Source organism: Agromyces sp. Y782, assembly GCF_059445405.1.
The window spans coordinates 1,846,758-1,872,712 of record NZ_JCAIUG010000001.1 but is presented as its reverse complement, the minus strand read 5'-3'; the positions used below and the strand labels follow the sequence as shown (position 1 = coordinate 1,872,712).

Here is a 25,955-nt window from a genome sequence, read left to right as displayed (position 1 = left end):
ATGTGGTTCGGGATGTGGTTCGGGATGTGGTTCGGGATGTCCGCAATTCAGGTTCGCGCCGGCGTGTCGCCCGGATTCCGCCGGGAATCCGACCGCGACACACCTCCGCTCCTGAATTGCTGCGAGGGTGAGGCGCGGACGTCAGGCGACGGGAATGCGAGCGCGGGCCGCGGATGCCGCAGGCACACGCTCGTGCGCCAGATCGGTCTGCTCGGCATCGGCCGGCTCAGCGACATCCGTCACCTGCGACTGTCTGCGCCGGTTCGGGTTGCGCTTGGTGCCGAGCGCGCCGGTCACCCGGTCGAGGATGATCGCGAGGATCACGACCGACAGGCCCGCCTCGAAGCCGAGCCCGACGTCGATGCGCGTGAGGGACTGCACGACCATGCCGCCGAGGCCGCCCGCGCCGACCATGCCGGCGATGACGACCATCGAGAGCGAGAGCATGATGACCTGGTTGACCCCGGCCATGATGCTCGGCATCGCGAGCGGCAGTTGGATCTGCCGGAGGATGCGCCACGGCGATGAGCCGAACGCCTGGCCCGCCTCCACGACCTCCTTGTCGACACCCCGGATGCCGAGCTCGGTGAGTCTCACGCCCGGGGCCATCGCGAAGATGATGGTCGCGACGATGCCGGGCACGACCCCGACGCGGAAGAGGATGAGGGCGGGGATGAGGTAGACCATCGCTGGCATCGTCTGCATGAAGTCGAGGATCGGGCGGATGATCTTCGACGCGACGTCGGAGCGCGCGGCGAGGATGCCGAGCGGAACGGATACCACGACCGCGATGAGCGAGGCGACGAGCACGAGGGCGAGCGTCGACATGGCGTTGTCCCACTGGTCGACGCCGACGATCACGAGCAGGCCGACGACGGTGCCGACGGCGAGTTTCCACCCCTTGGCGAGCCAAGCGACGCCGGCGAGCACGATGATGACGATCCAGAACGGCGGTGCCTGCAGCACGAAGTCGATGACATCGTAGAAGCCGGCGAAGACCCCTCGCACGACGGTGAAGAATCCGCCGAGCACGTCGGTGATGAAGTGGATGAAGGCAGCGGCCCACTCGCCGAGCGGAAGACGGAAGTCGATCATGCCGGGCTCCTCTCCCCCGCGGCATCCGCTCGCATCACGTCGGCATCCGCTCGCATCACGTCGGCATCCGCTCGCATCACGTCGACATCGGCTCGCATCGCGTCGGCATCGCGGGTCGACGCTTCGGCACGGATGTCGGCTGCCTCCGCCGCGGCCGCGGCGACCGCGGACTCGTCGGCAGCGTCGGCGAGGGCGGTATCGGGCCGGGCTGTGCGGTGCAGCGTCGCCGTGATCACGTCGACCGGGATGGTGGCGGGCGTCTCGATGATCGACATCTCGGCGGTGTTCGTCGAGACGTTGCCGAGCGCCGCGAGCAGGGTCACCCTGGGCACGGCGCCGAGCAGACGGCCCTGCTCGTCGACGACCGCGAGCGGCAGCTGACTCTCGACGGCGCTCTCGAAGAGCTCGGAGAGGTGCTCGTCTGCGCTGACCACCGGGTGGTCGTCGCTGATGGCGGCTTCGAGTGACCGCTCACCGCGCTGCACGAGCCGCAGCACGTCGCGGTCGTGCACGACGCCGAGGAGGCGCCGGCCGCTGCCGACCACGAACACCATGGAGGTCTGCAGATCGCGCATCGATCGGAGGGCGGCCCGGGAGCCGGCGGATGCCGTGACGACCGCGCGCGGCGCCTCCATCACGTTGCCAGCGGTGAGCACGCGGGAGCGGTCGACGTCTTGCACGAACTGGGCGACGTAGTCGTCAGCGGGGTCCGTGAGGATCTCCTCGGCGGTGCCGATCTGCACGATCCGGCCGTCGCGCATCATGGCGATGCGGTCGCCGAGGAACATCGCCTCGTTGAGGTCGTGGGTGATGAAGATGATCGTCTTGCCGAGCTCCTGCTGCAGTTCGACGAGCTGCTCCTGCATCTCCTTGCGGATGAGCGGATCAAGGGCCGAGAACGCTTCGTCCATGAGGAGGATGTCGGTGTCGGATGCCAGCGCGCGGGCGAGACCGACTCGCTGCTGCATGCCGCCCGAGAGTTCGGCCGGCATCTTGTCGCCCCATCCGCCGAGCCCGACGCGTTCGAGGATGTGCTCGGCGCGCTCGCGCCGTTCGGCGGCCGGAACCCCCTGGATCTCGAGGCCGTAGGCCGCGTTCTCCAGAACGTTGCGGTGCGGCAGCAGCGCGAAGTGCTGGAAGACCATCGACACGTGGCGGCGGCGAACCTCCCGCAATCGCTTCGGCGTCATTCCGGTGATGGTCTCCCCCATCACCGTGACGGACCCGCCGGTCGGTTCGAGCAGTCCGTTCAGCGTGCGGATGAGGGTCGACTTGCCCGAGCCGGAGAGGCCCATCACAACGAAGATCTCACCGCGTTGCACGGTGAATTCGGCGTCGATCACGGCCGCGGTGCCGAGCGGGGCGAGCTCGGTGCGGCTCGCGCCGGCGCGCAGGCGCTCCAACGCCTCGCGCGGCTTTCGGCCGAAGAACTTGGTGAGGCGGTGCACCTCGAGTGCGGTGGTGTCGGCGAGTGCAGACGTATCGGTCATGAACGGGCTCCCGGAGCGCACGCCGAATGCCGCACACGACGTACGTGCGCGATCAGCATTCGGGCGATGCTGACTCTTGGGTCACGGCCGGGTTGACGGCGAGTCGGAAGGCCGAACTCGAGCTCGCGACGCGGTGCTGTGGTCGCGGGCGAATCACACCTTCGTCGCACTCGGTCATCGGGGCCGGTGCTCCGCCGCCGAACCGTACGCTCCACCATGCCAATTCGGCATAATCGTGCGCGGACTAGGCGATTGGGTCTTGCAGGACCTCGTCCACCGTATCGACGTATTCCGCACAACCCAAATCGAATCGTATGAATATCGGGTTGACCTGGGCTTTATCGTTGCAAATCGAGCCGAACGGCAGCCCCTACGCCCCCACGGCCTGCAGCTTCGTGCAGTTGGCGCACAACCCGAACACATCGACGACGTGCGCCGCACCCGTGAATCCATGCTCGGCGGCAACGGCCTTCGCCCAGGTCTCGACCTCGTCAGCGGCGATCTCGACCGTGAGACCGCAGTTGCGGCAGATCAGGTGGTGATGGTGGCCCGTCGTGCTGCACGCGCGGTAGAGCGCTTCGCCATCGGGCGACTGCAGCGAATCGGCCTCACCCGAGGTGGCGAGATCGCCGAGCGCGCGATACACGGTGGCCAGGCCGATGGGCGAGCCGCCGGCGTGCAGCGTCGAGTGCAGCGCCTGCGCGCTGATGAACCCTTCGGTGTCGTCGAGGGCTTCGCGAACGGCCTCTCGTTGCCAGGTGTTGCGCTTCATGCGATGCGGGCGTCCTCTGCGGTCTCCACCGGTATGGCGACTCGATTCAACGGTAGTCCTCGCAGCTTGGAGATTCCCAGTGCGAGCAGGAAGAAGGCGGTGGCGGTGAGCGCGATCGCTGGGCCGGCCGCAATCGCGAACGCCCGTGAGGCGATCACTCCCAGCACCCCCGCCGCTGCGCCGATGACGGGTGCGACGACGAGGATGCCGCGGAACGAGCGCACGACCACTCGAGCGGCCGCCGCGGGTGCGGCGATCAGGGCGATCGCGAGAATCGCGCCGACCGCCGGCAGCGAGCTCACGACCGAGGCCGCCGTGAGGCCGAGCACGAGCAGTTCCACCGGCCATTCTCGGTATCCGGCGGCACGGAACCCGTTCGGGTCGAACGTCGAGAACGCGATCTCTTTGCCGAACAGCACGACGCAGACGACCGCGATCACCGCAACGGATGCCGCGAGCAGAATATCTCCGTCGCTCACCGTCAGGATCGAGCCCACGAGCAGCGACTCGGCCCGCACCGGCAGCCCGGGAATCACGCTTTGGAGGAGGGCGCCGGCTGCGAAACCACCGGTCAGCACGATTCCTGCGGCGACCTGTGCGCCCTGCCGCCTCACGCGTGCGATGCCCGCCATCACGGCGACGAGAACGACGGATGCCACGGCTGCGCCCGCCGGCACGCTCACCCCGAGCGCCGCCGCGGCGACCGCGCCCGGGTACGTGCCGTGGGTGAGCGCCTGCGCGAAGAAGGTGCGCCGGCGCACCACGACGAGGGCGCCGACGAATCCGGCGCCGGCGCCGATCACGATCGCTGCGAGGAGCGCCCGCTCGAAGTACCCCATCAGCGCGACTCCCCCGCCGCATCCGCCGGTCGAGCAGCGCCCGACCCCGCCGCACCCGCCGGTCGAGCAGCGCCCGACGCAGGAGGCCGCGTATCGAGACCCACCCGCGAACCCGCTCGGCCACGCCTGATCACCGAGCTCACGAGCAGCACCAACGCGTACCCGACCACGAACACCGCGACCACGGTGCTGCCAGCCGGCAGGTCGACGCCCGCGCCGACCGACACCGCGAACCCGACGGCCAGCCCGAGCCACGCCGCGACGGCCGCGAAGACGACCGCCACGGGGAACAACCACCACAACCGTGTCGTCACGAGCCGCGCGACCGCACCCGGCACGATCAGCAGGGCCAGCACGAGCAACGTGCCGATCGTGCTCGCCGCCGCCACGACGACGAGTGCGATCGCCGAGTTCAGCACGAGATCGAGCACGAGCGCCGAGTTGCCCGCTGCACGGCTCCCCTTCGGGTCGAACGCCCGGAAGAGCTGCTGCTTCATCGTCAACACCACCATGCCGAGCGCGACGAGGCTCACGACGATGAGCGGTGCCACTTCGGCAGGGGGGATGGTCAGCACTCGCCCGAAGAGCAGCGCCTCGAGCTCGCCGGCGTAGTCGTCGCTTCGCGACACCACGATGACGCCCACGCTGAAGGTCGCGGTCAGCACGATGGCGATCGCTGCGTCGGAGGTGATGCCCGCTCGATCGAGCCAGGTGAGCGCGAGCGCGCCGCCGAGTGCTGCGATCGCCGCACCCGGCAGAAGCCCCGACGTTCCCCCGACCGCGAGTCCGATGGCGAGTCCGGGGAAGACCGCGTGCGTCAGTCCATCACTGATGAACTCGAGCCTTCGCAGGTTGACGAGCACGCCGACGACGCCCGCGACGATGGCGAGCACGAGCATGACGAGCAGAGCGCGGGCCATGAACGGGATGGCGAATGCCCCGAAGAGCGCATCGGTCAGCGACATCCGTCGCCATTCACTGCGTTCGACACCGTATATGTCTCGCGGGGCATTCAGTGCCCCTCGTGGCCCGGCACGACGAGGGTGTGCTCGTCGAGCTCGACCTCGAGCCCCTCGAAGCACTCCTGCACGTTGCCGAGTGTGAGCACCTCGTCGACCGGGCCGCTCGCGAGTTGCGTGCCGTTGACGAGCACCACTGTGTCGCACACGAGACGCGCCAGTTCAAGGTCGTGGGTCGAGACGATCACTGCGACTCCGCGGGTCTTCAGCGTGCGGATCGTGTCGACGAGGGCATCGCGATTCGCCTGGTCGAGCCCGTTGAACGGCTCATCGAGCAGCAGCAGCGCCGGATCCGAGGCGAGTGCGCGGGCGAGGAGGCCCCGCTGTCGCTGACCGCCCGACAGCTCGCCGAACGGCCGCTTGCCGAGCCCTTCGAGCCCCACCGCCTCGAGCGATCGCCGCACCGCCGCGCGATCCGCACGCCCCGGCCACCGGAACAGCCCGAGTCCGCGGTAGCGGCCCTGCATGACGACCTGCTCGAGGCTGATCGGGAAGTCGCTGTCGAGCTCCGCCGACTGCGGGAGGAACGAGACCATTCCATTCTCGGAATGCGAGGTGCGCGCCGCGGTACCGCGGTCGGTCTCACCGAACTCGATCGTGCCAGCGGTACGCGGCACGAGGCCGAGGATGCCCTTGAGCAAGGTCGACTTGCCGGCCCCGTTGGGTCCGATCAGCGCGACGGCTTCGCCGGGCATGATCGCGAGCTCAAGACCGCTCACGCCGGCGCCGCCCGGATGCGTGAAGGCGGCGGCGTGCAGGCGCAGCACGGGGGAGTCGCTCATGAAGTCATCCTTGCAGTGCCGCAGGGACCGCGGAAGGCACGACTCCCCACGACTCGAGAATCAGCCGTGCATTGTGTATCTGGCTGCCGAGGTAGGTCTCACCGTCGCTGCCGGCGACGCCGAGCGAGTCACCGTACAGGGCGTCGGGGCCCGAGTAGACGGTCACGCCCGCTTCGGCCGCGATCGTCTGGGCGGCCTTGGGCGAGATGGATGCCTCGGAGAAGACCGCTTTCACGCCCGTCGCTCCGATCTGCTCGACGAGCGCGTCGATCTCTGCCGCGCTCGGCTCCGCGTTGTCGTCGAAGCTCGGGATGATGCTGCCGACGAATGTGATGTCGTAGGCATCGACGAAGTAGGTGAATGCGTCATGGTTGGTGACCAGCAGCCGCTCGCTCGCCGGCACCGCCGCGATGTTCTCCTCGATCCACGCATCGAGCGCCTCGAGCTGCTCGAGGTATGCGGACTCGTTCGCCTCGATCGTCGCCGTATCGACGCCCGGCACCTCGAGGAGCCCGTGCGCGATGTTCTCGACCATCTGTTCGGCGAGCTCGGGGTCGGTCCAGATGTGGGGGTTCCCGGCGCCGTGGTCGTGACCCTCGTGCGCGTCTTCGGCCTCGTGGGAGGCACCGGCCTCGTCGGCCTCGTCGGCCGCCTCGGCTTCGTGGCGCTCGTGATCGTCGGTGCCGTAGAGCTCGACGCCGATGCTGGCGTCGATGAGCGCACCGTCGAAGCCCGACGCCTGCACCGCGTCGTCGAGCCAGCTTTCGAGCCCGCCGCCGCTCACGACGAGTGCGTCAGCCTCGGAGAGGGCGAGCAGTTGAGCTGCCGAGGGGTCGAAGCTGTGTGCACTCTGGCCAGAGGAGAGGAGTCCGGTGACCGCGGCGGTGTCGCCGACGAGCTCGCGGGTGAAGTCGCCGACCTGGGTCGTCGTCGCGACGATCGTCGGGCCGGCGGGGCCGTCATCGGATGCCGCGGGGGCCGCACATCCCGCGAGCACGAGCGTCGCCGCCGCAAGGGCCGCCCCGCCTGCGAACGAGGCGAGCTGGCGGCGTCGAACGGCGTTGGATCGGGCGGTCATGTCTTCACAATAAGCTTATTGATAATGATTGTCAAAACCATCAGAGAACGGCCCCCCGCATACTCGGTGAACATCGGTCGACGGGTGAATCATTCCCGCCGTCATCCTGTGGAGAGGTCTGGCGAGTGTCGCACCGACATGGGAGAGTGAAGCACGTGGATACGACGACGACCCCCCTCACGTTGCATCCGTTCACCGTCGCAGATGCCGAGCGCGTGCTCTCCGGCGAGGTCGACCCTCATGACGGATGGGAAGGCGCGTACGCCTTCACCGACGAACCCGAGCTCCTCGCCGAGTACCTTCGCGCAGTGCAGGAGAACGGCGACCCCGCCCCGTTCGGGCCCTACCTCGTGCGCCGCGGCGACGACGGTGCGGCCATCGGGGGAGTGAACCTCTTCGGCCCGCCGGGCACCGACGGCGCCGTCGAGTTCGCATTCGGTCTCGTGCCGGCCGTTCGCGGCCAGGGCCTTGCGCTGCACACGGTCACGGCCGTAGTCGACTTGGCGCGCAGCGCGGGTGTCGCCGCACTTCAAGCCGAGGCCGAGGTCGCCAACCTGCCGGCGCGGCACGCGCTCGAGCGCGCCGGATTCACTCAGGCGTCACGCACGCCTGACGCCATCACGTACGAATTGCGCCTGTAACGACGGCCGCCTCAACGGGTGAACGCACCATTCGAGAAGGATTGAGCCGGAGGTGCGGGCGGCGACCGCTTCGGCCCGCTGCCAGCGACCGGGATGAGTTCCCGGTTGTCTCGAACACGAGCGAGGGGCAGCGGCGACGCGGCTGCTGCGGCAGTTTCCGTTTGTCGGCAGCGGCCGCGTCGGGTCGGACAGACATATCCAGGCCGGTCAGGGCTGAGTGATCACGACCTTGCCCCTGCCGCTCTCGGCTGCCAGGGTGTGCGCCTCGACGATGTCGGCCAAGCAGAACTCGTGGTCGACACGGGGCGTGTAGCGCCCGTCCCGCCCGAGCGCGGCTGCGTACCGCAGGAAGGCTGATTCGTTGCGGGCGTCGATTTTCCTGACGCCGAGTCTCGCGGCCCCCTGGTCGTCGATGACGGTGACGACCTGTGAGGTGTCCCCGACGATGCTCATCAGTTCTGACAGCGAGTCGGACGGGGTCGAATGCAGAGCTGCGTCCACGCCGCCGGGCGCGAGGGTCGCCACGCGTTCGGCCAGCCCCGGGCCGTACGTCGTCGGGAGAACACCGAGCGACTCCAGGTACGGATGGTTGCTCTCGCGCCCTGTGCCAATGACGGTGGCGCCGGCGGCGAGGGCGAACGCTGCGGCTGCGCTGCCGACAGCACCCGAAGCGCCGTCGATGAGAAATGTCTTACCGTTCAGGTCACCCAGGGCGTCGAGAGCACCCGCGGCTGCGGCGGACGCGAGCCCTGCTGCGGCGGCCTGCGCCGTCGACCAGCCGTCAGGGACGGTGCTCCATGCAGTCAGGACCGCAAACTCGGCCGTGGTGTCGCTGACCCCGCCCAAGCCGAACACGACGTCACCCACCTGTGTGCCCGTCACACCCTGACCGATTTCGTCGACGACACCGACAGCGTCCCGGCCAGGGATGGCGGGCAGGGGCAGGGGTAGGAACGGCTCAAAATGGCCGGCGCGCAGGAGAACGTCGATCGGATTCACGCTCGTGGCGTGCACCTTGATCCGAACCGAACCCTCACTGGCATGAGGTTCCGGCGCGTCCTCGACGACGAGAACGTCAGGGGCTCCGTACGAGTGGAAACGGGCAGCGCGCATAAGAGTTCTACTTTCCGGTGGGCACGACGCAGCAAATGCTTGCTGCGGAAAGTAACCCTACACGAATTCCTTTCCGCGGTAAGTATCGGTAACGTGTGATCATGTCTGCAACAGATCTCCTCTCTCCGCAGGAGGACCGAACTTGGTCGCTGCTGGTGGGCGTCATGATGTGGCTGCCCGCGGAACTGGATACCTACCTCGAGCGGTCTGCGGATCTCAGCCACGCGGAGTTCGGGGTACTGCGCTGTTTGTCACTCAGCGAGGACCGCGAAGTTCACATGAGCCGCCTGGCTGCCACCGCCAGCGTGACACCGTCGCACCTGTCGCGGATCGTCGGCCGGTTGGAGAAACGAAACCTCCTCACCCGCAGCACCGAACCGACGGACGCGCGAAAAACCCTCGCGAGGCTGACGCGGGCGGGGGCGCGCCTTGTGGAGGAGGTGGAGCCCGGTTACGTCGCGGAAGTCCGTACACGAGTGTTCGAGCTTCTCGAGAACCGGCAGCTGGACCAACTGGAGGACCTCGCGGAATCCATTCTCACCCCGCTTCGAAGCGACTGCGTGAGCCTCCTACCACCTCGATCAGCTCGCTAGACCGCCTGGAAGCGCCGTGGGGTGGCGCTCGATACCCGATCCGCTCCCCGTTGAGCGAGCGGGCGATGATGTCACGGTCTGTGCTCACATCGGGTATCGCATGTTTCGCGAGATCGAGTTCACGATCGGATGCTACGGCTCGGAAGGCGAGCTCATGAGGCTACTCGAGCAGCAGCGCCGGCTCTTCGATGATCGACGCGACATCGGCGAGGAACCGCGACGCCACGTCGCCGTCGACCACGCGATGATCGAACGACGCACCGATGGTCGTGACGAAGCGCGGTCGCACCTCGCCGTCGACGACCCATGGCTTCTGCTTGATGGTGCCGAGCGCCACGATCCCGACCTCGCCCGGATTCAAGATGGGCGTGCCGGTGTCCATGCCGAACACTCCGATGTTCGTGATCGTGATCGTGCCGCCCTGCATCTCGGCGGGCTGCGTCTTGCCCTCGCGGGCGGTGAGCGTGAGTTGCTCGAGCGCGGTGGCGAGCTCCACCATCGTCATCGCCTGGGCATCTTTGACGTTCGGCACGATGAGTCCGCGGGGGGTCGCCGCTGCGATGCCGAGATTCACGTAGTGCTTGACGACGATCTCGGAGTCGGTCCATTGCGCGTTCACGGTGGGGTTGCGTCGCACCGCCCAGATCAGGGCCTTCGCCATGATGAGCAGCGGTGAGATCTTGACGCCCGCGTAGTCGGGTGACGCCTTCAGCCGCTTGAGGTACTCCATCGTGCGGCTGGCGTCGACGTCGACGAAGAGGCTGACGTGCGGCGCTTGGAACGCGCTCTGCACCATCGCGTTGGCGATCGCCTTGCGTACGCCCTTGACCGGGATGCGCTCTTCGCGTCCGGTGGGCCATTCGGGCGTCTGGATGTTTCGGAACACGCTCGCTTGGCTCGCTTCGCGAATGACGTCGTCGCGAGTGATGTCACCGATCGAACCGGTCGGCGCAACCCGTGACAGATCGACGCCGAGGTCTTTCGCGAGCTTGCGAATCGGCGGCTTGGCGATCACCGGGACCCGTGAAGCCTGGCGCGACGCCTGCGCTGCAGGCGCACCGGCAGCGGCAGCGGATGTCGCGCCTGGCATGTCTCCCGCGACCGCGGGCCGTGCCGCGGCGGGCGCGGCCGGGGGAGCGGGCAGCGGCGGGGCGAGGTGCCCGTGCGCACCGTCGGGGTTGGGGTGACGTCGACGGCGGGTCTCGAGCGGACCCGAGCTGCCGTGCCCCACGAGCACCGCACCGCTGCCTTCGGCCTGGGCCTCGGCGGCGGGTGACTGCTGCGACGTTCCCGCGGCAGATGCGAACGCGTTCGGCGCGACCGCGGCAGGTGCGACCGCCGTGGCGGCGCCGACGGCCGGTGGAGTCGAATCGACGGCGGCATCGCCGACACCGCCCACGGCAGGGCCGGATTGGCCGCCCGACGCCTGCCCAGCGGCATCCGTCTGGATGACCAGGATCGGCGTGCCGACGTCGACCGTGTTGCCCTCTTCGACGAGCAATTCGGAGACGACGCCCTCGAAGGCGCTCGGCAGTTCGACGAGTGATTTCGCGGTTTCGATCTCGACGAAGACCTGGTCGAGCACGATGTGATCACCGGGCGCGACACGCCACTGCACGATCTCGGCCTCGGTGAGGCCCTCGCCGACATCGGGGAGGGGGAATCGGATCTCGCTCATGCTCTTTACCCTCGCAGTCGATCTATGCCGTCGTCGTCATGTGAGTGCGCCGCCGCGCGTGCCGAGTCAGTACGCCAGGGCGCGGTCGACGGCTTCGAGCACGCGGTCGGGGCTCGGCAGGTACTCGGTCTCGACCGCCGCGGGCGGGAAGGGCGTGTCGAAGCCCGAGACACGCAGCACCGGCGCCTCGAGCGAGTAGAACGCCCGCTCGGCGACGGTCGCGGCGATCTCGGAACCCACCGACACGTTGCCGTACGCCTCTTGGGCGACGACCAGCCGCCCGGTGCGGTGCACCGAGTCGAGCAGGGGGCCGTAGTCGATGGGGGAGAGGGAACGCAGGTCGACGACCTCGAGGCTGCGGCCCTCTGCGGCTGCGATGTCGGCGGCCTGCAGCAGCGTCGCCACCATCGCGCCGTGGCCGACGACGGTGACGTCGGTGCCGGGCCGCATCACGCGGCTCGCGTGCAGCGGCAGGCCGGCGTGGTCGAGGTCGACGGGACCCTTCGGCCAGTAACGGGCCTTCGGCTCGAAGAACAGCACGGGATCGTCGGACTCGATGGCCTCCTGGATCATCCAGTACGCGTCATGCGGGTTCGACGGGCTCACCACTCGCAGGCCCGGGGTGTGCGCGAAGTACGCCTCGGGGCTCTCTTGGTGGTGCTCGATCGAGCCGATGTGCCCGCCGTATGGCACACGGATCACGATCGGCATCGAGACGGTGCCGCCGTGCCGCACGGTCTGGCGCGCGAGCTGCGTCGTGATCTGGTCGAACGCGGGGAAGATGAAGCCGTCGAACTGAATCTCGATGACCGGCCGGTAGCCGCGCATCGCGAGTCCGATCGCCGTGCCGACGATGGCGGATTCGGCGAGCGGGGTGTCGAGCACGCGCTTGTCGCCGAACTCGGCGGAGAGCCCTTCGGTCACACGGAAGACGCCGCCGAGCGGCCCGATGTCTTCGCCCATGAGCAGCACCTTGTCGTCGGCGCGCATCGACTCGCGGAGACCGGCGGTGATGGCCTTCGCCATCGAGAGGGTCTGCACGCCGCGCACGCCGTCGGGCGATCCGGCGCCGCCCGTCGACCCGGTCTCGCCGTTCGACCCGGTCTCGCCGTTCGACCCCGACGACCCGGTCGAGTCGGCCCCGGTCGCCCGCGCAGCGTCGGTCGCGGCATCCGTCACGGGGGTCTCCTCTTCGATGCGGGCGCTCATGCTGCGCTCCCGTCTGACGATGCGTCGAACGACGTCTCGAACCGCTCGAGCCATTCGGCCTGCTCGGCCATGAGCGGGTGCGGCTCGCTGTAGACGTGCTCGAAGATCACCTCGCGGGTCGGCGCCTGCAGCTCGAGCGCACGGCGGCGCAAGTCGGTCGCGATGTCATTGGCCTCGGCATCGACGTCGTCGAAGAAGGCAGCGGATGCCCCGCGACCCTCGAGCCACGCGCGATACCTCGTGATCGGGTCTCGCGCCTCCCAGTACGCCACCTCGTCGTCACTGCGGTACTTCGAAGGGTCGTCTGCGGTGGTGTGCGCGCCCATGCGATATGTCAGGGCTTCGATGAGACTCGGGCCGACGCCCGCGCGCGCCTCTTCGAGGGACTGCCGGGTCACGGCGTAGCTCGCGAGCACGTCGTTGCCGTCGACGCGAACGCCCGGCATGCCGAACCCGCCACCGCGCAGCGACAGGGGGCTGCGCGATTGCCGCGAGACCGGCACCGAGATCGCCCACTGATTGTTCTGGATGAAGAAGACCTGCGGCGTCTGGTAGCTCGAGGCGAAGACCAGTGCCTCGCTCGCGTCGCCCTGCGAGCTGGCGCCGTCGCCGTAGTACACGAGCACCGCGGCATCCGTCTCGGAGTCGCCCGTCGCTGTGGCGCCGTCGAACTGGAGGCCCATCGCGTACCCGGTCGCGTGCAGCGTCTGGGAGGCGAGCACGAGCGTGTAGAGGTGGAAGTTGCCGTTCTCCTCGGGGTTCCAGCCGCCGAGGGTCGCGCCGCGGAAGAGGGCGAGGATGCTCACAGGGTCGAGCCCGCGGATGATGCCGACGATGTGCTCGCGGTACGACGGGAAGAGGTGGTCTTGCGGGCGCGCTGCATGCGCGGATCCGACCTGCGCGGCCTCCTGCCCGTGACTCGGAGCCCAGAGCGCGAGCTGGCCCTGCCGCTGCAGGTTCGCACCCGCGACATCGATGCGGCGGGAGACCGCCATATCGCGGTAGAAGCGCTCGAGCTGGGCGTCGCTCAACGCCTCGACGAGCGGCAGGTACGCCTCGGCTTCGGGGGTGGGGCGGAGTACGCCTTCGGGGGTCAGGAGCTGGACCGTCGGCGCGGTGAACTCTCTTTCGCGGGCTGCCACCGTTCCACGCTACCCGCTACCCGGGAAGCCCTTCTTGTGAAGCAGGTACAAGCTCGCCGCAAATCGTGAGGAGGATATCGACAGACTCCTCTTCACCGATCGACATTCGGATGCCCTCGGCTGCGAACGCGCGCGCCACGAGCCCGGCCTCGAAGAGACGGTCGGCGACGGCTGCAGTCGCATCACCGGTCGGGAGCCAGATGAAGTTGCCCTGCGCCTGCGGCACCGGCCAGCCCTGCTGCACGAGCGCCGTGCGCACACGGCTGCGCCGCTCGGCGATCGCGGCGACGCGCCCCCGCAGTTCGGTCTCGGCTTCGGGTTCGAGCGAGGCGAGGGCAGCGGATGCCGCGGCAGCCGTGACCCCGAGGGGGATCGCGGTCGCACGAGCCGCGTCGAGCAGCTCCACCGGCCCGACGGCATAGCCGACGCGGAGGCCGGCGAGCCCGTAGGCCTTGGAGAAGGTGCGCAGCACGACGAGGTTGGGGTAGCGGCCGATGAGGGTACGGCCGTCGACGGATGCGCGGGCCTGCACGAACTCGATGTAGGCCTCGTCGAGCAGCACGAGCCGGTCGGCCGGCACCTTCGCCATGAACGCCTCGAACTCGGTCGCGGTCACGATCACGCCCGTGGGGTTGTTGGGGGAGCAGATGATGACGACCCGGGTGCGCTCGGTGATCGCTTCCGCCATGGCGTCGAGGTCGTGACCGTGGTCGGCGCGATTGGGCACGGTCACGCTCGTGGCACCGGCGACGGTGACGAGTCCGGGGTAGGCCTCGAACGAACGCCACGAGTAGACGACTTCGTCGCCGGGAGCCGCGGCCGCGAGGATGAACTGTGCGAGGAGCGCGACGGACCCTGCACCGACGAGCACCTCGTCGGCGGTGACGCCGAATCGTTCGGCGAGCTGCTCCCGAAGGGCCAGTGCCGTGGCATCCGGATACCGGTTGATCTGATGCGCCGACGTCGCGACGACGTCGACGACCGACGGCAGCGGATCGAACGGGTTCTCGTTGCTCGAGAGCTTGAACCCGTCGGCCGGCGCCGGGCGCCCCTGGCGGTAAGGGGGAAGGGCGGCGATCTCGGGGCGCAAGCGAACGCGCGCCCCCGTGGGCTCCGGTGCGGTCACGAATTCCACCGTACCCCTTCGCCCGTCCGGGGCCCGTCTGACAGAGTGGACCCATGCGGTTCATCGTCAAGGTCATCGTCATCGCGTTCGCCCTCTGGCTCACGACGCTCATCGTCGCGGGCGTCAAGGTCGTGCCCTACGAAGACACCACCCTCGCCACCGTGCTCACCTACCTCCTCGTTGCGCTCATCTTCGGGCTGGTGAACGCGATCATCGGCAACTTCATCAGAATCGTCGCGTTCCCCCTCTATGTGTTGACGCTCGGCCTCATCTCGTTCATCGTCAACGGGCTGCTGCTGCTGCTCGTCGACTGGATCAGCGGCCTCATGGGCTTCGGCCTCGCGGTCGAGGGTTTCTGGTGGGGCGTGCTCGGCGCGCTCGTGCTGGGGCTCATCAGCTGGCTCATCGGTCTCGTGGTGCGTCCGACGGCGCAGAGCTGACGCGCATCCCGATCCATCGGGTCATCTCGCCGTCACCACCGCCGGTGAAGTCGGCGACCTGCTCGCGGAACGCCACGAGTCGCTCCTCTTCTGATGCGTCGATGAGCTCGGCGGTTCGCCGGTAGCGCGAGGGATCGTGCGCCGGCACCGAGTCTTCGTACTCGACACCGGCCTCGAGCACGCTCCGGGAGACGGTGAGACGCTCAGGTGACGGATGCCCCCAGCCGCCGGTCGCCGGCACGAGGTCTTCTTCGTGCTCGATCGAGAGCAGAGGCACCCCGTCACGCAACTCGGCCGAGGCGACCGGGCTGCCGACGGTCACCGCCGCGACCACGTTCAGCTCGGGGTCGCCGGCGAGCGCGGCGACGACGACGCCGCCGCCCGAGTAGCCGACCGGCAACAGCGGATCGCCGGGTTGGGCCCCGGCCTCCTCGAGCGCGAGGCGCACCGCGCGTTCGGCCGCGCCCGAGTCCGCGCCGGTGGGCCGCAGCAAGTCGAGGGGCGTGTCATCGGCGATGCCGTGGAGGTTGCTGGTCATGTCGTGGGTCTCGACGCCCGCGGTGATGGTCAGGTCGACCGTGCCGCCGATGTAGACGACCCACCGAGGGTCATCGACCTCGCCGTAGCGCTCCACACGGATCTGCGCGCCTGAGTCGGTCGCGGGAACACGTTCGACCAAGTCGCCGATGCCGCCCGGCGCGGTCACCGGGCCCTCGGGGGGATGGGCGGCACTGCGTGCGTCGCGCGGCGCGACGCTCTGGTCGGCGCGGCCGTCGGCGAGCGGTCGCATCACCCGAACCGCCCGGTCGACGAGCACTCGACTCCCGGTGCCGAGGCCGACGAGTCCCGTGACGCCGAGTATCACCGAGGCGTTCTCGGGTGCGCCGATCGCGGAGCCGGCGAGCAGGGACAACCCGGGCGGCAGCGGCAGGAACCCGCCGACGAACTCGTCTGCCGAGTCGAATGCGGTGCGCACGGCGCGCACGAACAACGGGTCGGAGAAGACCTGTTTCTGGTCGTCGAGCCAATCGTGGAGCGGAGTACGCCAGCCCAGTGCACGCGCTCCGAACTCTGCTCCGGCGGCGATGGCGAGACCCGGAACGATCGCGTACGCGGCGACGCCCGCGAACCAGGCCACGTGTGCGCCGCCGAGGCGCCACATGGCGTCGACCATGCGTTCGGTCGAGCCGTACCGTTCGGCGCTCTCGACGAGTGACTCCCTCAGGTCGCCTGCGATCTCTCGTGACTCCCGCAGCCGGTGCTTCGCCAGTGCGGTTCCCCCCGCTGGCGAGCTCGGATCGCCGCCCGCCGAAGGTTCGCCGAGGTCCAGCCCACCGAGTCCGATACTGATCACTCGGGCTCGCTCGTACCAGTCTTCAAGCGTCGCCTCGGCGCCACCGAGGCGAGAGGCGTCGGCGAAGAGTTCATCGGTGGCGACGGCCGTCGAACCGCCGCCGCTGATGGTCAGCGAGTCGTCCACGACGGCTCCGTGTTCGTCACCGGCGTGCTCGGTGCGCCAATCGAGGCGCGCTGCACCTCGAGCTGCGCCTCCATGCGATGGATGCGGTCGGTGAGCCCCGCTTCGGCGACGACGAGAGCCTCTTGAGCACCGAAGACCCACCCGCGCAAATACTCGAGGCGATCGGCGTAACCGCCGGCCGCCGCAGATCGCCAGGCCCCGGTCGACGGTGGCACGAGTCGCCGGACGGACTCGTTCACCTCGGCCAACAGCGATCGGAGCATTCGCAAGTGAGCCCTGGCATCTTCGATGCGCTCTGCGGTGAGCGCGCTGCCCATCACAGCAAGCGGGTATGGATCGGAATCGAGCATGGAAGGAGTCTTGCGGGGCAGGAGTTCCTCGGCCGCCGAGACCGCCCTCCTGTGTACGGCCGACGGCTCGGCACGACTGTGGAGGACCGGTCGCGCGTCAGCCTTCGAGCAGCACCTGCTCGAGCGTGTGCACGCCGACGCGGCCGAGACGACCCCGGTACCGATCGTGTCGACGATCGCGCTGCCGAGCACGAGTGCCCACCCTCGGGCACGATCCCACATCGCGGCATCCGTCTCGCGACGCCGGTCGACCTCGGCACGGAAGACCGCCCGCGCTGGGGCGTCGAACGTGAGCCACGCCGTCGCGAGGTCGGTGGCGGGGTCGCCGGCGCACACGTCGCCGAAGTCGACGACGGCTTCGAGATCGCCGGATGCCCCGAGCACGAGGTTCGCCGGGTGCAGGTCGCCGTGCAGCCACACGGGTGGACCAGGCCATTCGGGCGCGGCGAGCGCGCGTTCCCATACTGCGCGCAGCTCCTCGCCGCCCCGGAGCCCTCCGAGCCCTCCGAGCCCTCGCTCGAACCGGTCGCGGATCGCCGCGTCGCGACCGGCGAGGGGCACGCCGCGATACTCGTTCACCGGGGCATCGGTCGGCGCGGGCACGCCGAGCTCGGCGACGAATGCCGCGAGCCCCGGCGCCGTCGCCGAGCGCTCCGCCGGCGCGACGTCGGCGGCGCTGGCGCCGTCGAACCAGGGCAGGATGCTCCATGAGAAATCGAACCCGAGCTCGGGCGCGGGCCGTCCGACCCGCACCGGGGCGGACACCGGCACGGTGACTCGGCGGGCGATCTCGGGCAGCCAGCGTTGCTCGTGCAGCACGAGCCCGGCCGCCACCTCGCGGCGCGGCAGTCGCACGACGTACCGATCGCCGAGACGGAACATCACGTTGTCCCAGCCGTTGGCGATGCGCACGATGGGGCCTGAGAGGTCGGGATGCTGCGCCGCCACGAGCGTCGCGGCGAGCGTGTCGTCGACGAGGATGTCGGGCTCCGGGGCATCCGCCATCGTCGTCGCCCCTCTGTCTGCGCGCATCGCTCGACCGCCCAGCGGATCGCTCTCGAATTGGCTGGTGTGCATCGGCCCGATCTCGACCACAATGGAACCCATGACGCGAGCGGATCCCGTGGGGGACGCCGCGCAGCCCTTCCGAGTTTCCTTCGTGTGCACGGGCAACATCTGCCGTTCACCGATGGCAGAGGTGGTGTTGCGCGCGCACGCCGAGCATGCCGGACTCGCCGGCCGGCTCGCGATCGAGTCGGCCGCCACCGGAGACTGGCACGTCGGCGAGCCCGCCGACCAGCGCACGATCGACGCGCTCGCTCGTGCGGGCTACGACGGCGCGCATCACCGAGCCCGTCAGTTCGACGCGGCGGACTTCCCGCGGCTCGATCTCGTGGTCGCGTTCGATCGCGGCCAGTCGCGCATCCTCCGCAACTGGGCGCAGACCTCCTTGGACCAGGACAAGGTGCGGCTGCTGCTCGAGTTCGAGCCCGAGGCGACGGCGCTGCATGACGTGCCCGACCCCTACTACTCCGACGCGGTGATGTTCGATCGAGTACTTGAGATGATTGAACGGTCGACGTCGGCCCTCTTCCGGCAACTCGCACCCGCACTCAGACAAGGAATTCGATGACTTCGCTGCCTCCCCAGCCGCTCAGCCCCCTCGACGGCCGGTACCGCTCGGCGGTCGGCGAGCTCGGCGAACACCTCTCAGAGGCCGGCCTCAACCGGGCGCGCGTGCTCGTCGAGGTCGAGTGGCTGATCGCCCAGACCGACCGACGATTCTTCGGATCCTCGCCGCTCACCGACGCACAGCGACTGCAGCTGCGCTCGGTTGTCACCGACTTCGGCCAGCCCGACATCGACGAGCTCGCGGGCCTCGAGGCCACGACCCGGCATGACGTCAAGGCCGTGGAGTACTACGTGCGACGCCGACTCAGCGACCTCGGGCTCGATGCGATCTCGGAGCTCACGCACTTCGCGTGCACGAGTGAAGACATCAACAACCTCTCCTATGCGATCACCGTGCGCGACGCCGTGCGCGAGGTGTGGCTGCCGAAGTACCGCGCCGTGATCGAGACTCTCGAGGCGCTCGCCCGCGAGCACCGCGACGCGTCGATGCTCTCGCGCACGCACGGCCAGCCGGCGACACCGTCGACGATGGGCAAGGAGATCGCCGTCTTCGCCTACCGCCTGCGCCGCATCGAGCGGCAGATCGAGGCGACCGAGTACCTCGGCAAGTTCTCGGGTGCGACCGGCACGTTCTCGGCGCACGTCGTCGCGGCTCCGGATGTCTCGTGGCCCGAGGTCTCGCGCGAGTTCGTCGAGTCGCTCGGCCTCACCTGGAACCCGCTCACCACCCAGATCGAGTCGCACGACTGGCAGGCCGAGCTCTATGGCAAGATCTCGCACGCGAACCGCGTACTGCACAACCTCGCGACCGACATCTGGACCTACATCTCGCTCGGCGTCTTCCGGCAGATCCCCGCCCCCGGCGCGACCGGCTCGTCGACGATGCCGCACAAGGTCAACCCGATCCGCTTCGAGAACGCCGAGGCGAACCTCGAACTCTCCTCGGCCCTGCTGGATTCGCTCGCCGCGACCCTCGTGACCTCGCGCATGCAGCGCGATCTCACCGACTCGAGCGCCCAGCGCAACATCGGCGTCGGCTTCGGCCACTCGATGCTCGCGCTCGACAACATCCAGCGTGGGCTCGGCGAGATCGACCTCGACCTCGCGATGCTCGCCGCCGACCTCGACTCCAACTGGGAGGTGCTCGGTGAGGCGATCCAGACTGTGATCCGCGCCGAGGTCGTCGCCGGTCGTTCGACGATCGCCGACCCGTACGCGCTGCTGAAAGAGCTCACCCGCGGCAAGCGGGTCGGCGCCGCCGAACTCGCGGAATTCGTGAACGGCCTCGAGATCGGCGACGCCGCGAAGCAGCGGTTGCTCGCGCTGACGCCAGCGACGTACACGGGCATCGCGTCGGAACTCGTCGACCGGCTCTGAGACTGCGCCCGTCATCGCCGAGTTGCACGACGATCTCGACGACACGCTGCACAGTCGCGGCGCGCTCGACCGGCCGGCGGGCGGCTGGCGGGACTCAGTGGCCGGGTGCGGAGGGCGCGTCGGGCCCGGGCGGCGCGGCCGGCGGCTCCTCGCCGTCGATCTCGGCGGCCTCTTCGGCGTTGGGCTTGATCGCCATCGAGAGCAGCGCGAGCACCACGAGCACCACGATGAACGCGATGCCGGCGACGATGAGCGCCAAGATCAGCTCACGGGCGGTGATCAGCACGACGAGACCGGTGAAGATCGCGGCGATCGCCGCCCCGCCCACGTACTCCATGGGGCGCAGCACGTCGCGCCGACTCGGCTTGTACTCATCGGGGTTCTGGGTCACGAGGGCTGCTCCGTTCCGGGCACGTCAGGCGCGACATCCGCTGGGCTGGTCGCCCATTTCAGCGAGAACCCGCCGATCAGCAGGTACACGCCGAGGATGACGAAGTAGCCGCCGAGCAGGCCGACCGCGGTGACGGCGTCGAGCGGGAACACGAGGAAGACGATCGCGAGGATCGCGGTGAAGGCGCCGGCGGCGATCCAGTCGCGAGCGGCGAGCGTGCGGCCGCGTGCCCGCAGGCCGGCGAACAGCTCGACGAAGCCGGTGACCGCGGCCCAGACGCTCACGAGGTAGAGCAGGAACGGCAGGCCGCCCGGCACGGTCAGGGCGAGCAGGCCGGCGGCGACGGTGACCACGGCGGCGATCACGAAGAGCGAGCGGATGCCGCGCTCCACCGTGAGCCGCAACGAGAGTGCTCCGACGACGAGCCCCGACGCGATCGCCCAGACGCCGAAGACGAGCAGACCGAACTCGGGGGAGTGGTTCTGCGAGAACGTGATGACGGCAGCAGGCACCAGCGTGAGGATGCCGCGGACGACCGGGACGACCCAGTACCGAGTGCGCTCGGGAGCGGCGGCGATGGGCACGAGACCTCTTTCACATCTGTTGGGGTACCGATCCATCCTACGCGGGAGGCGGGTTCCTGCTGACGAGCGCGGCGCCGAGCCGGTGCAGCTCGCGCCGCAGCGACTCGGGCTCCACGACTTCAAGGAATTCGGCCCAGCCGGCGAGGCCGCGGGCGAGGAGCGCGGCAGTGGGTGCGGTCACCCGCACCCGGGACCGCCCGGGGTCGAGTTGCGACTCCTCGACGGCGCGCTGCCCGAACTGCGTCTGCAGCAGCGGCACGATGCCGGAGTCGACCACGATCGTCGCGGCCGCGCTCGCGCGCTGCCGGTCGACCGCGGCGGTGACGCGCTCCCAGATCTCGGCGAGGTCGAGGCCCTCGGGCCGGCCGGCCGGTACTTCGGTGCGCACCGCCTCGAGCATTCGGTCGACGCGATAGGTGCGCTCAGCGCCGTCGACCCCGCCGAGCAGGTACCAGTGGTCCTGCTTCTGCACGAGCCCCCACGGGTCGACAGTGCGGTCGGCGGGCTCCCGATTCCACGCGGCGTAGCGGATGTTCAGTTGCACCCGATCGACGATCGCCGCTTCGAGCACCGGAAGCAGGGCGGGGCGTTCGGAGGGCGGCCGACCCCATTCGCCCGAGTCGATGACGACGGCCTCGGCGGCGGACTGCGCGCGCGTGCGAAACGTCTCGGGCAGGGCGCGCACGAGCTTGCGCAGGGCCGCCTTCGCTTCGGGGTCGACGGATGCCGCGGGCCCGACCAGCAGGAAGAGCGCACGTGCCTCGCCCGCCGACAGGCCGCTGAGGTCGGTACGGGCACCGCCGAGCAGCTGCCATCCGCCGCCGCGGCCGGCCTGCGGGTACACCGGGATGCCCGCGGTGGAGAGCGCCTCGAGGTCGCGTCGAGCGGTGGCGACCGAGACCTCGAGCTCTTCGGCGAGCTGCGCGGCGGTCACCCGACCCCGCGCCTGCAGGGTGAGGAGGACGGCCACGAGGCGATCTGCGCGCATGTTTCCATTCTCGTCGGAAAAGTAGTCAAGAGGTGAGCACTTCTGCGCTCGAGACTGTACTCATCACCTCGAACATCCGCTGCACCGCACGGATGCATCACTCGAAAGGAACCGCTCATGCTCAGGGGATTCGCCACTGTCAGCTACTACGCCGCCGACCTCGAGGCGGCCGCCGCCTGGTACGCAGAAGTGCTCGGCATCGATCCCTACTACCGGGTTCCCGGCTACATCGAGTTCCGCGTCGGCGACGACGAAGACGAACTCGGCCTCATCGACGCCCGGTACCGCCCGCCTGTGCCCGAAGGCCCCGCCGGCGAGGTCATCCACTGGCACGTCGACGACCTGCAGGGCGCGTACGAGCGCCTGCTGGGCCTCGGGGGAACCTCTTACCAGGAACCGACCGAGCACGGACCCGGCTTCGTCACGGCATCCGTGGTCGATCCGTTCGGCAACATCCTCGGGGTCATGTTCAACCAGCACTGGGCCGACGCGCACATTCGCCGGCCCGCGCCGGTCGAGTAGCGCCTGTCCGGTCTCGCTGGTCGACGTTCCCGGCTGTTCGCTCGGTCCCTACAGCGCCTTCACCGCCGCGAGCACCTTGCCGAGCGAGTCCTTCGCGTCGCCGAACAGCAGGGTCGTCTGCGGCTCGAACAGCAGCTCGTTCTCGATGCCGGCGAAGCCGGGCCGCATCGAGCGCTTCAGGAACACGACCTGCCGCGCCTCTTCGACCTCGAGAATGGGCATGCCGTAGATCGGCGAGCCCGGCGTGGTCTTCGCCGCCGGGTTCACGACGTCGTTCGCGCCGACGACGAGCGCGACATCCGCTGTCTTGAATTCGGGGTTCACCTCGCCCATCTCCTTCAGCGACTCGTAGGGCACGTTCGCCTCGGCGAGCAGCACGTTCATGTGCCCCGGCATGCGGCCGGCGACCGGATGGATCGCGAAGACGACCTCGATGCCCCGCGACTCGAGCTCGGTCTGCAACTCGGCGACCGTGTGCTGGCCCTGCGCGACCGCGAGCCCGTAGCCGGGCACGATGATGACCTTCTGCGCGTAGGCGAGCAGCACGGCGACGTCTTCCGCGCTCGACGAGCGCACCGGGCGATCGGATGCCACGGTCGAGCCGGCCGTCGACCCGCCCTTGAACGCGCCGAACATGATGCCCGTGACCCTGCGTCCCATCGCCGAGGCCATCGCCCGGGTGAGGATCGTGCCCGAGGCGCCGACGAGCGTGCCGGCGATGATGAGCAGCACGTTGCCGAGCACGAAGCCCGACGCTGCGACCGCGAGGCCCGTGAACGCGTTCAGCAACGAGATGACGATCGGCACGTCGGCGCCGCCCACCGGCAGCACGAGCAGCACACCGGTGAGCAGGCCGAAGGCGAGCAGGACCACGGCGAGCCAGCCGGCGCCGGTGATGATGACGGCGACGGATGCCGCGATGGCCACGAGCACCGAGGCGCTCATGATGATCGGCAGCCCGGGAAAGACGATAGGCCTGGTCGTCATGAGTTCCTGCAGCTTCGCAAACGTCACGAGCGATCCGGCGAATGAGACAGCACCCACGAGCATCGTGAAGACGATCGCGAGGCGCACCCACGGGTCATCCGTGTGCGGCAGTTCGAGCAGTGCCACGAGCGCCGCGGCGCCGCCGCCGACGCCGTTGAAGAGGGCGACGAGTTGGGGCATCTGCGTCATCTGCACCCGGCGGGCGATCGGTGCGGCGATCGCCGAGCCGATCGCGATCGCCGCGAGGATCCACGGGATGTTGTCGAGCTTCATCGAGAGGAAGACCGTGACGACGGCGACGAGCGCGCCGGCCGCACCGATGAGGTTGCCGCGACGGGCGGTCTTCGGCGAGCTGAGGCCCTTGAGGGCGAGGATGAAGCAGACCGCGGCGACCAGGTAGAGCAGCGCCGTCCAGATGGGGGAGAGGAGGCTCATCGACCGACCCCCTTGCGGCCGCGGAACATCTCGAGCATGCGGTCGGTCACGACGAAGCCGCCCACGAGGTTCGCGGTGGCGAGCACGACGGCGACGAGCGCGAGCGCGAGGGTCCAGCCGTCGGATGCCTGGCCGGCGACGATGATCGCGCCGACGAGGATGATGCCGTGGATCGCGTTCGCGCCCGACATCAGCGGGGTGTGCAGGGTGCTCGAGACCTTCGAGACCACCTCGAAGCCCACGAACACCGAGAGCACGGTGATCGTGAGGAGGGCGATGCCGTCCATCAGCGGTGTCCTTCCTGGTCGGGTGCTTCCGTTGGTCGAGTAGCGCCCGACGAAGGAGGCCCCTCTGCTGGTCGAGTAGCGCCCGACGAAGGAGGCCGCGTATCGAGACCCGTGTCCCCGCCGAGCAACTCGGCCGTCGGCGCATGCCGCACCTCGCCGGCGAACGTCAGGCACGCTCCCGCGACCACCTCGTCGTCGAAGTCGGGCTCCACCCGGCCGTCGTGCGTCATGAGCTCGACGAGGTTGGCAACATTCTTCGCGTAGAGCCGCGACGCATCGGCCGGCATGCTCGATGCGGCATCCTTCATACCCACGAGCGTGACCGTGCCTTCGCCGCTCGCGGTCGGCACCGCGACATCCGTGCCCGCAACCGAACCCTCGACGTTGCCGCCTGACTCGGCCGCGAGGTCGACGACCACCGAACCGGGCCGCATGGCCGCGACCATCTCGGTCGTGACGAGCAGCGGCGCGGGGCGCCCGGGAATCGCCGCGGTCGTGATGAGCACGTCGGCCTCGGCGATGTGGGGGGCGAGCAGACGCCGCTGCGTCGCCGCCCGGTCTTCGCCGAGCTCCTTCGCGTACCCGCCGGCCGCGTCGGCGGCGGTGTCGAGATCGAGGTTGATGAACGTGCCGCCCATCGAGGCGACCTCGTCGGCCGATGCCGCGCGCACGTCGTTCGCCGAGACCCGCGCGCCGAGCCGCTTCGCCGTGCCGATCGCCTGCAGGCCGGCGACGCCGGCGCCGAGCACGACGACCTTCGCCGGCGGAATCGTGCCGGCCGCCGTCATGAAGAGCGGGAAGAACCGGGGCAGGCGCATGGCGGCCTCGAGCACGCAGCGGTACCCGGCCACGAGCGCTTGGCTCGTCAGCGCGTCCATCGACTGCGCCCGCGAGATGCGCGGCACGAGCTCGAGGGCGAAGGACTTCACCCGCGCGTCGCGCAACGCCCGAACCGTGTCGAGCTCGCTCGCCGGTGACCCCAGCCCCACCGTGATCGTGCCGCTGCGGAGGGCGGCGACGGTTTCGACGGTGAGCGGTCGCACGTGCAACAGCACGTCGATCGCGCCGAGGTCGAGCCGGTCGACGAGCTCGGCTCCCGCATCGGCATACTGCGAATCGCCGTGATCGGATGCCTCGCCGGCACCGCGCTCGATGGTGAGGGTCAGCCCGAGCCCGGCGAGTTGCCGCACCGTCTCGGGGGTGGCCGAGACCCTGCGCTCGCCCTCACGCCGCTCTTTCGGGATACCGACTCGCACGAACCCTCCTTCTGACACGGGAGTGCAGCGGTGCCGTGGGAAGGGGTCGATCGCCGTGCCCGCGGCGCTGCTGCACGTGTCGTTCAGCGTACGTGGCCGCGAGGCATCCGCTCCACGATTCCGGGGTGATTTCCCGCTCGAACTTCGCCGGTTGTTCCGTCGGGCGGAAGCGATCGGTCATTCGTGTCGAATTCGCGTCACCGGTCTCGACCCACTGGTACCCACCGCATCGAGGAGGAATGATGAACACCATGACCAGCGCAGCGCCCACACCGGCGGCCGTCGGACCACTCGACGTCGCCTTCGAGGCCGTGCTCGAGCGGAGCCCCGCCAAGGGCGGCTGGACCTACGTGATCTGGCCGGCATCGGCCGAGTTCTTCGGAACCCATGGGCTCGTGAAGGTGTCGGGCACCGTCGACGGCGCCCCATTCGACGGATCATTCATGGCACTCGGCGACGGCAGCCACAAGCTGGCGGTGACCGCGGCCGTGCGACGCGCCATCGGCAAAGAGGCCGGCGCGACGGTGCAGGTGCACCTCACGGAACGCCGCTTCTGAGGCGCCGACGCGGTTCGCTCCGTGCTCCGTGCTCCGTGCTCCGTGCTGTTCTTTGACCGGCGCCGATATCGCCGTACGCCAAACGCTCAGCG

General features: G+C 69.2%; 27 protein-coding genes. 7 read left to right on the top strand and 20 right to left on the bottom strand.

Annotated elements, in window-relative coordinates; genetic code table 11:
* Window positions 1–141: 141 nt before the first annotated feature.
* The 7 genes from AC1C2S_RS08560 to AC1C2S_RS08530 form a co-directional block, all read right to left on the bottom strand.
* On the bottom strand, window positions 142–1,095 hold the full coding sequence (locus AC1C2S_RS08560) for an ABC transporter permease (RefSeq protein ID WP_495352094.1): 954 nt from the start codon (window positions 1,093–1,095) through the stop codon (window positions 142–144).
* On the bottom strand, window positions 1,092–2,585 hold the full coding sequence (locus tag AC1C2S_RS08555) for a quaternary amine ABC transporter ATP-binding protein (protein ID WP_495352093.1): 1,494 nt from the start codon (window positions 2,583–2,585) through the stop codon (window positions 1,092–1,094). Before AC1C2S_RS08555 ends, AC1C2S_RS08560 begins: the two co-directional genes overlap by 4 nt.
* 370 nt (window positions 2,586–2,955) lie before the next feature.
* Window positions 2,956–3,357: a Fur family transcriptional regulator gene (locus AC1C2S_RS08550; protein WP_495352092.1), complete on the bottom strand. Its 402-nt coding sequence runs from the start codon at window positions 3,355–3,357 to the stop codon at window positions 2,956–2,958.
* Window positions 3,354–4,196 carry a metal ABC transporter permease gene (locus tag AC1C2S_RS08545; protein ID WP_495352091.1) on the bottom strand — a complete coding sequence of 281 codons (843 nt, stop codon included), beginning with the start codon at window positions 4,194–4,196 and terminating at the stop codon, window positions 3,354–3,356. The genes AC1C2S_RS08550 and AC1C2S_RS08545 overlap by 4 nt, the downstream gene beginning before the upstream one ends.
* On the bottom strand, window positions 4,196–5,161 hold the full coding sequence (locus AC1C2S_RS08540) for a metal ABC transporter permease (RefSeq protein WP_495352090.1): 966 nt from the start codon (window positions 5,159–5,161) through the stop codon (window positions 4,196–4,198). The genes AC1C2S_RS08545 and AC1C2S_RS08540 overlap by 1 nt, the downstream gene beginning before the upstream one ends.
* Window positions 5,162–5,208: 47 nt before the next feature.
* On the bottom strand, window positions 5,209–5,997 hold the full coding sequence (locus AC1C2S_RS08535; protein ID WP_495352089.1) for a metal ABC transporter ATP-binding protein: 789 nt from the start codon (window positions 5,995–5,997) through the stop codon (window positions 5,209–5,211).
* Between the two features lie 4 nt (window positions 5,998–6,001).
* Entirely contained in the window at window positions 6,002–7,075 is a 1,074-nt protein-coding gene (locus AC1C2S_RS08530) for a metal ABC transporter substrate-binding protein (RefSeq protein WP_495352088.1), read from the bottom strand.
* Between the two features lie 155 nt (window positions 7,076–7,230).
* On the opposite strand from AC1C2S_RS08530, the gene AC1C2S_RS08525 reads away from it, so the two are divergent.
* Window positions 7,231–7,716: a GNAT family N-acetyltransferase gene (locus AC1C2S_RS08525; protein ID WP_495352087.1), complete on the top strand. Its 486-nt coding sequence runs from the start codon at window positions 7,231–7,233 to the stop codon at window positions 7,714–7,716.
* Window positions 7,717–7,923: 207 nt separating this feature from the next.
* On the opposite strand, the gene AC1C2S_RS08520 is transcribed toward AC1C2S_RS08525, so the two are convergent.
* Window positions 7,924–8,829: an alcohol dehydrogenase catalytic domain-containing protein gene (locus tag AC1C2S_RS08520; protein WP_495352086.1), complete on the bottom strand. Its 906-nt coding sequence runs from the start codon at window positions 8,827–8,829 to the stop codon at window positions 7,924–7,926.
* A 101-nt stretch (window positions 8,830–8,930) separates the two neighbouring features.
* Here AC1C2S_RS08520 and AC1C2S_RS08515 point away from each other — a divergent pair, with 101 nt between their 5' ends.
* Window positions 8,931–9,422: a MarR family winged helix-turn-helix transcriptional regulator gene (locus AC1C2S_RS08515; RefSeq protein WP_495352085.1), complete on the top strand. Its 492-nt coding sequence runs from the start codon at window positions 8,931–8,933 to the stop codon at window positions 9,420–9,422.
* A gap of 160 nt (window positions 9,423–9,582) precedes the next feature.
* Here AC1C2S_RS08515 and AC1C2S_RS08510 read toward each other — a convergent pair whose 3' ends face one another.
* The 4 genes from AC1C2S_RS08510 to AC1C2S_RS08495 all read right to left on the bottom strand — a co-directional run bounded on the left by AC1C2S_RS08510 (window position 9,583) and on the right by AC1C2S_RS08495 (window position 14,577).
* The gene (locus AC1C2S_RS08510) at window positions 9,583–11,100 is read right to left on the bottom strand and encodes a dihydrolipoamide acetyltransferase family protein (RefSeq protein WP_495352084.1); all 1,518 of its coding nucleotides are present in this window, start codon (window positions 11,098–11,100) and stop codon (window positions 9,583–9,585) included.
* Between the two features lie 66 nt (window positions 11,101–11,166).
* The gene (locus AC1C2S_RS08505; protein WP_495353222.1) at window positions 11,167–12,126 is read right to left on the bottom strand and encodes an alpha-ketoacid dehydrogenase subunit beta; all 960 of its coding nucleotides are present in this window, start codon (window positions 12,124–12,126) and stop codon (window positions 11,167–11,169) included.
* A gap of 179 nt (window positions 12,127–12,305) precedes the next feature.
* Complete coding sequence (locus AC1C2S_RS08500; RefSeq protein WP_495352083.1) at window positions 12,306–13,451, bottom strand: thiamine pyrophosphate-dependent dehydrogenase E1 component subunit alpha; 1,146 nt, start codon at window positions 13,449–13,451, stop codon at window positions 12,306–12,308.
* Between the two features lie 16 nt (window positions 13,452–13,467).
* Complete coding sequence (locus tag AC1C2S_RS08495) at window positions 13,468–14,577, bottom strand: histidinol-phosphate transaminase (RefSeq protein ID WP_495352082.1); 1,110 nt, start codon at window positions 14,575–14,577, stop codon at window positions 13,468–13,470.
* Between the two features lie 53 nt (window positions 14,578–14,630).
* Between AC1C2S_RS08495 and AC1C2S_RS08490 the strand changes: the two genes are divergently transcribed.
* Window positions 14,631–15,017: a phage holin family protein gene (locus AC1C2S_RS08490; protein ID WP_495352081.1), complete on the top strand. Its 387-nt coding sequence runs from the start codon at window positions 14,631–14,633 to the stop codon at window positions 15,015–15,017.
* On the opposite strand, the gene AC1C2S_RS08485 is transcribed toward AC1C2S_RS08490, so the two are convergent.
* Both AC1C2S_RS08485 and AC1C2S_RS08480 read right to left on the bottom strand, forming a co-directional pair.
* Complete coding sequence (locus tag AC1C2S_RS08485; protein ID WP_495352080.1) at window positions 14,980–16,497, bottom strand: hypothetical protein; 1,518 nt, start codon at window positions 16,495–16,497, stop codon at window positions 14,980–14,982. The genes AC1C2S_RS08490 and AC1C2S_RS08485 overlap by 38 nt on opposite strands.
* Window positions 16,482–17,954: an aminoglycoside phosphotransferase family protein gene (locus AC1C2S_RS08480; RefSeq protein ID WP_495352079.1), complete on the bottom strand. Its 1,473-nt coding sequence runs from the start codon at window positions 17,952–17,954 to the stop codon at window positions 16,482–16,484. The genes AC1C2S_RS08485 and AC1C2S_RS08480 overlap by 16 nt, the downstream gene beginning before the upstream one ends.
* Here AC1C2S_RS08480 and AC1C2S_RS08475 point away from each other — a divergent pair.
* Window positions 17,953–18,480, top strand: a complete 528-nt coding sequence (locus AC1C2S_RS08475; protein ID WP_495352078.1) for a low molecular weight protein-tyrosine-phosphatase — start codon at window positions 17,953–17,955, stop codon at window positions 18,478–18,480. The genes AC1C2S_RS08480 and AC1C2S_RS08475 overlap by 2 nt on opposite strands.
* Window positions 18,477–19,856 carry an adenylosuccinate lyase gene (gene purB / locus AC1C2S_RS08470; protein ID WP_495352077.1) on the top strand — a complete coding sequence of 460 codons (1,380 nt, stop codon included), beginning with the start codon at window positions 18,477–18,479 and terminating at the stop codon, window positions 19,854–19,856. Before AC1C2S_RS08475 ends, purB begins: the two co-directional genes overlap by 4 nt.
* Before the next feature lie 94 nt (window positions 19,857–19,950).
* Here the strand turns inward: purB and AC1C2S_RS08465 are convergent, their stop codons facing one another.
* The 3 genes from AC1C2S_RS08465 to AC1C2S_RS08455 are packed head-to-tail and all read right to left on the bottom strand — an operon-like array spanning window position 19,951 to window position 21,819.
* Window positions 19,951–20,247: a hypothetical protein gene (locus AC1C2S_RS08465; RefSeq protein WP_495352076.1), complete on the bottom strand. Its 297-nt coding sequence runs from the start codon at window positions 20,245–20,247 to the stop codon at window positions 19,951–19,953.
* Window positions 20,244–20,831, bottom strand: coding sequence for a DUF308 domain-containing protein (locus tag AC1C2S_RS08460; RefSeq protein ID WP_495352075.1), 588 nt, complete (start codon window positions 20,829–20,831; stop codon window positions 20,244–20,246). Before AC1C2S_RS08460 ends, AC1C2S_RS08465 begins: the two co-directional genes overlap by 4 nt.
* A gap of 37 nt (window positions 20,832–20,868) precedes the next feature.
* On the bottom strand, window positions 20,869–21,819 hold the full coding sequence (locus tag AC1C2S_RS08455; protein WP_495352074.1) for a helix-turn-helix transcriptional regulator: 951 nt from the start codon (window positions 21,817–21,819) through the stop codon (window positions 20,869–20,871).
* A gap of 117 nt (window positions 21,820–21,936) precedes the next feature.
* Here AC1C2S_RS08455 and AC1C2S_RS08450 point away from each other — a divergent pair, with 117 nt between their 5' ends.
* Complete coding sequence (locus AC1C2S_RS08450) at window positions 21,937–22,341, top strand: VOC family protein (RefSeq protein WP_495352073.1); 405 nt, start codon at window positions 21,937–21,939, stop codon at window positions 22,339–22,341.
* A gap of 48 nt (window positions 22,342–22,389) precedes the next feature.
* On the opposite strand, the gene AC1C2S_RS08445 is transcribed toward AC1C2S_RS08450, so the two are convergent.
* Genes AC1C2S_RS08445 through AC1C2S_RS08435 form a run of 3 tightly spaced genes read right to left on the bottom strand, consistent with a single transcriptional unit; the run spans window position 22,390 to window position 25,306 of the window.
* Window positions 22,390–23,763, bottom strand: a complete 1,374-nt coding sequence (locus AC1C2S_RS08445; protein ID WP_495352072.1) for an NAD(P)(+) transhydrogenase (Re/Si-specific) subunit beta — start codon at window positions 23,761–23,763, stop codon at window positions 22,390–22,392.
* Entirely contained in the window at window positions 23,760–24,050 is a 291-nt protein-coding gene (locus AC1C2S_RS08440; protein ID WP_495352071.1) for an NAD(P) transhydrogenase subunit alpha part 2, read from the bottom strand. The genes AC1C2S_RS08445 and AC1C2S_RS08440 overlap by 4 nt, the downstream gene beginning before the upstream one ends.
* Window positions 24,050–25,306, bottom strand: coding sequence for a Re/Si-specific NAD(P)(+) transhydrogenase subunit alpha (locus tag AC1C2S_RS08435; RefSeq protein ID WP_495352070.1), 1,257 nt, complete (start codon window positions 25,304–25,306; stop codon window positions 24,050–24,052). The genes AC1C2S_RS08440 and AC1C2S_RS08435 overlap by 1 nt, the downstream gene beginning before the upstream one ends.
* Before the next feature lie 242 nt (window positions 25,307–25,548).
* On the opposite strand from AC1C2S_RS08435, the gene AC1C2S_RS08430 reads away from it, so the two are divergent.
* Window positions 25,549–25,863, top strand: a complete 315-nt coding sequence (locus AC1C2S_RS08430; RefSeq protein WP_495352069.1) for a DUF1905 domain-containing protein — start codon at window positions 25,549–25,551, stop codon at window positions 25,861–25,863.
* Window positions 25,864–25,955: the final 92 nt, after the last annotated feature.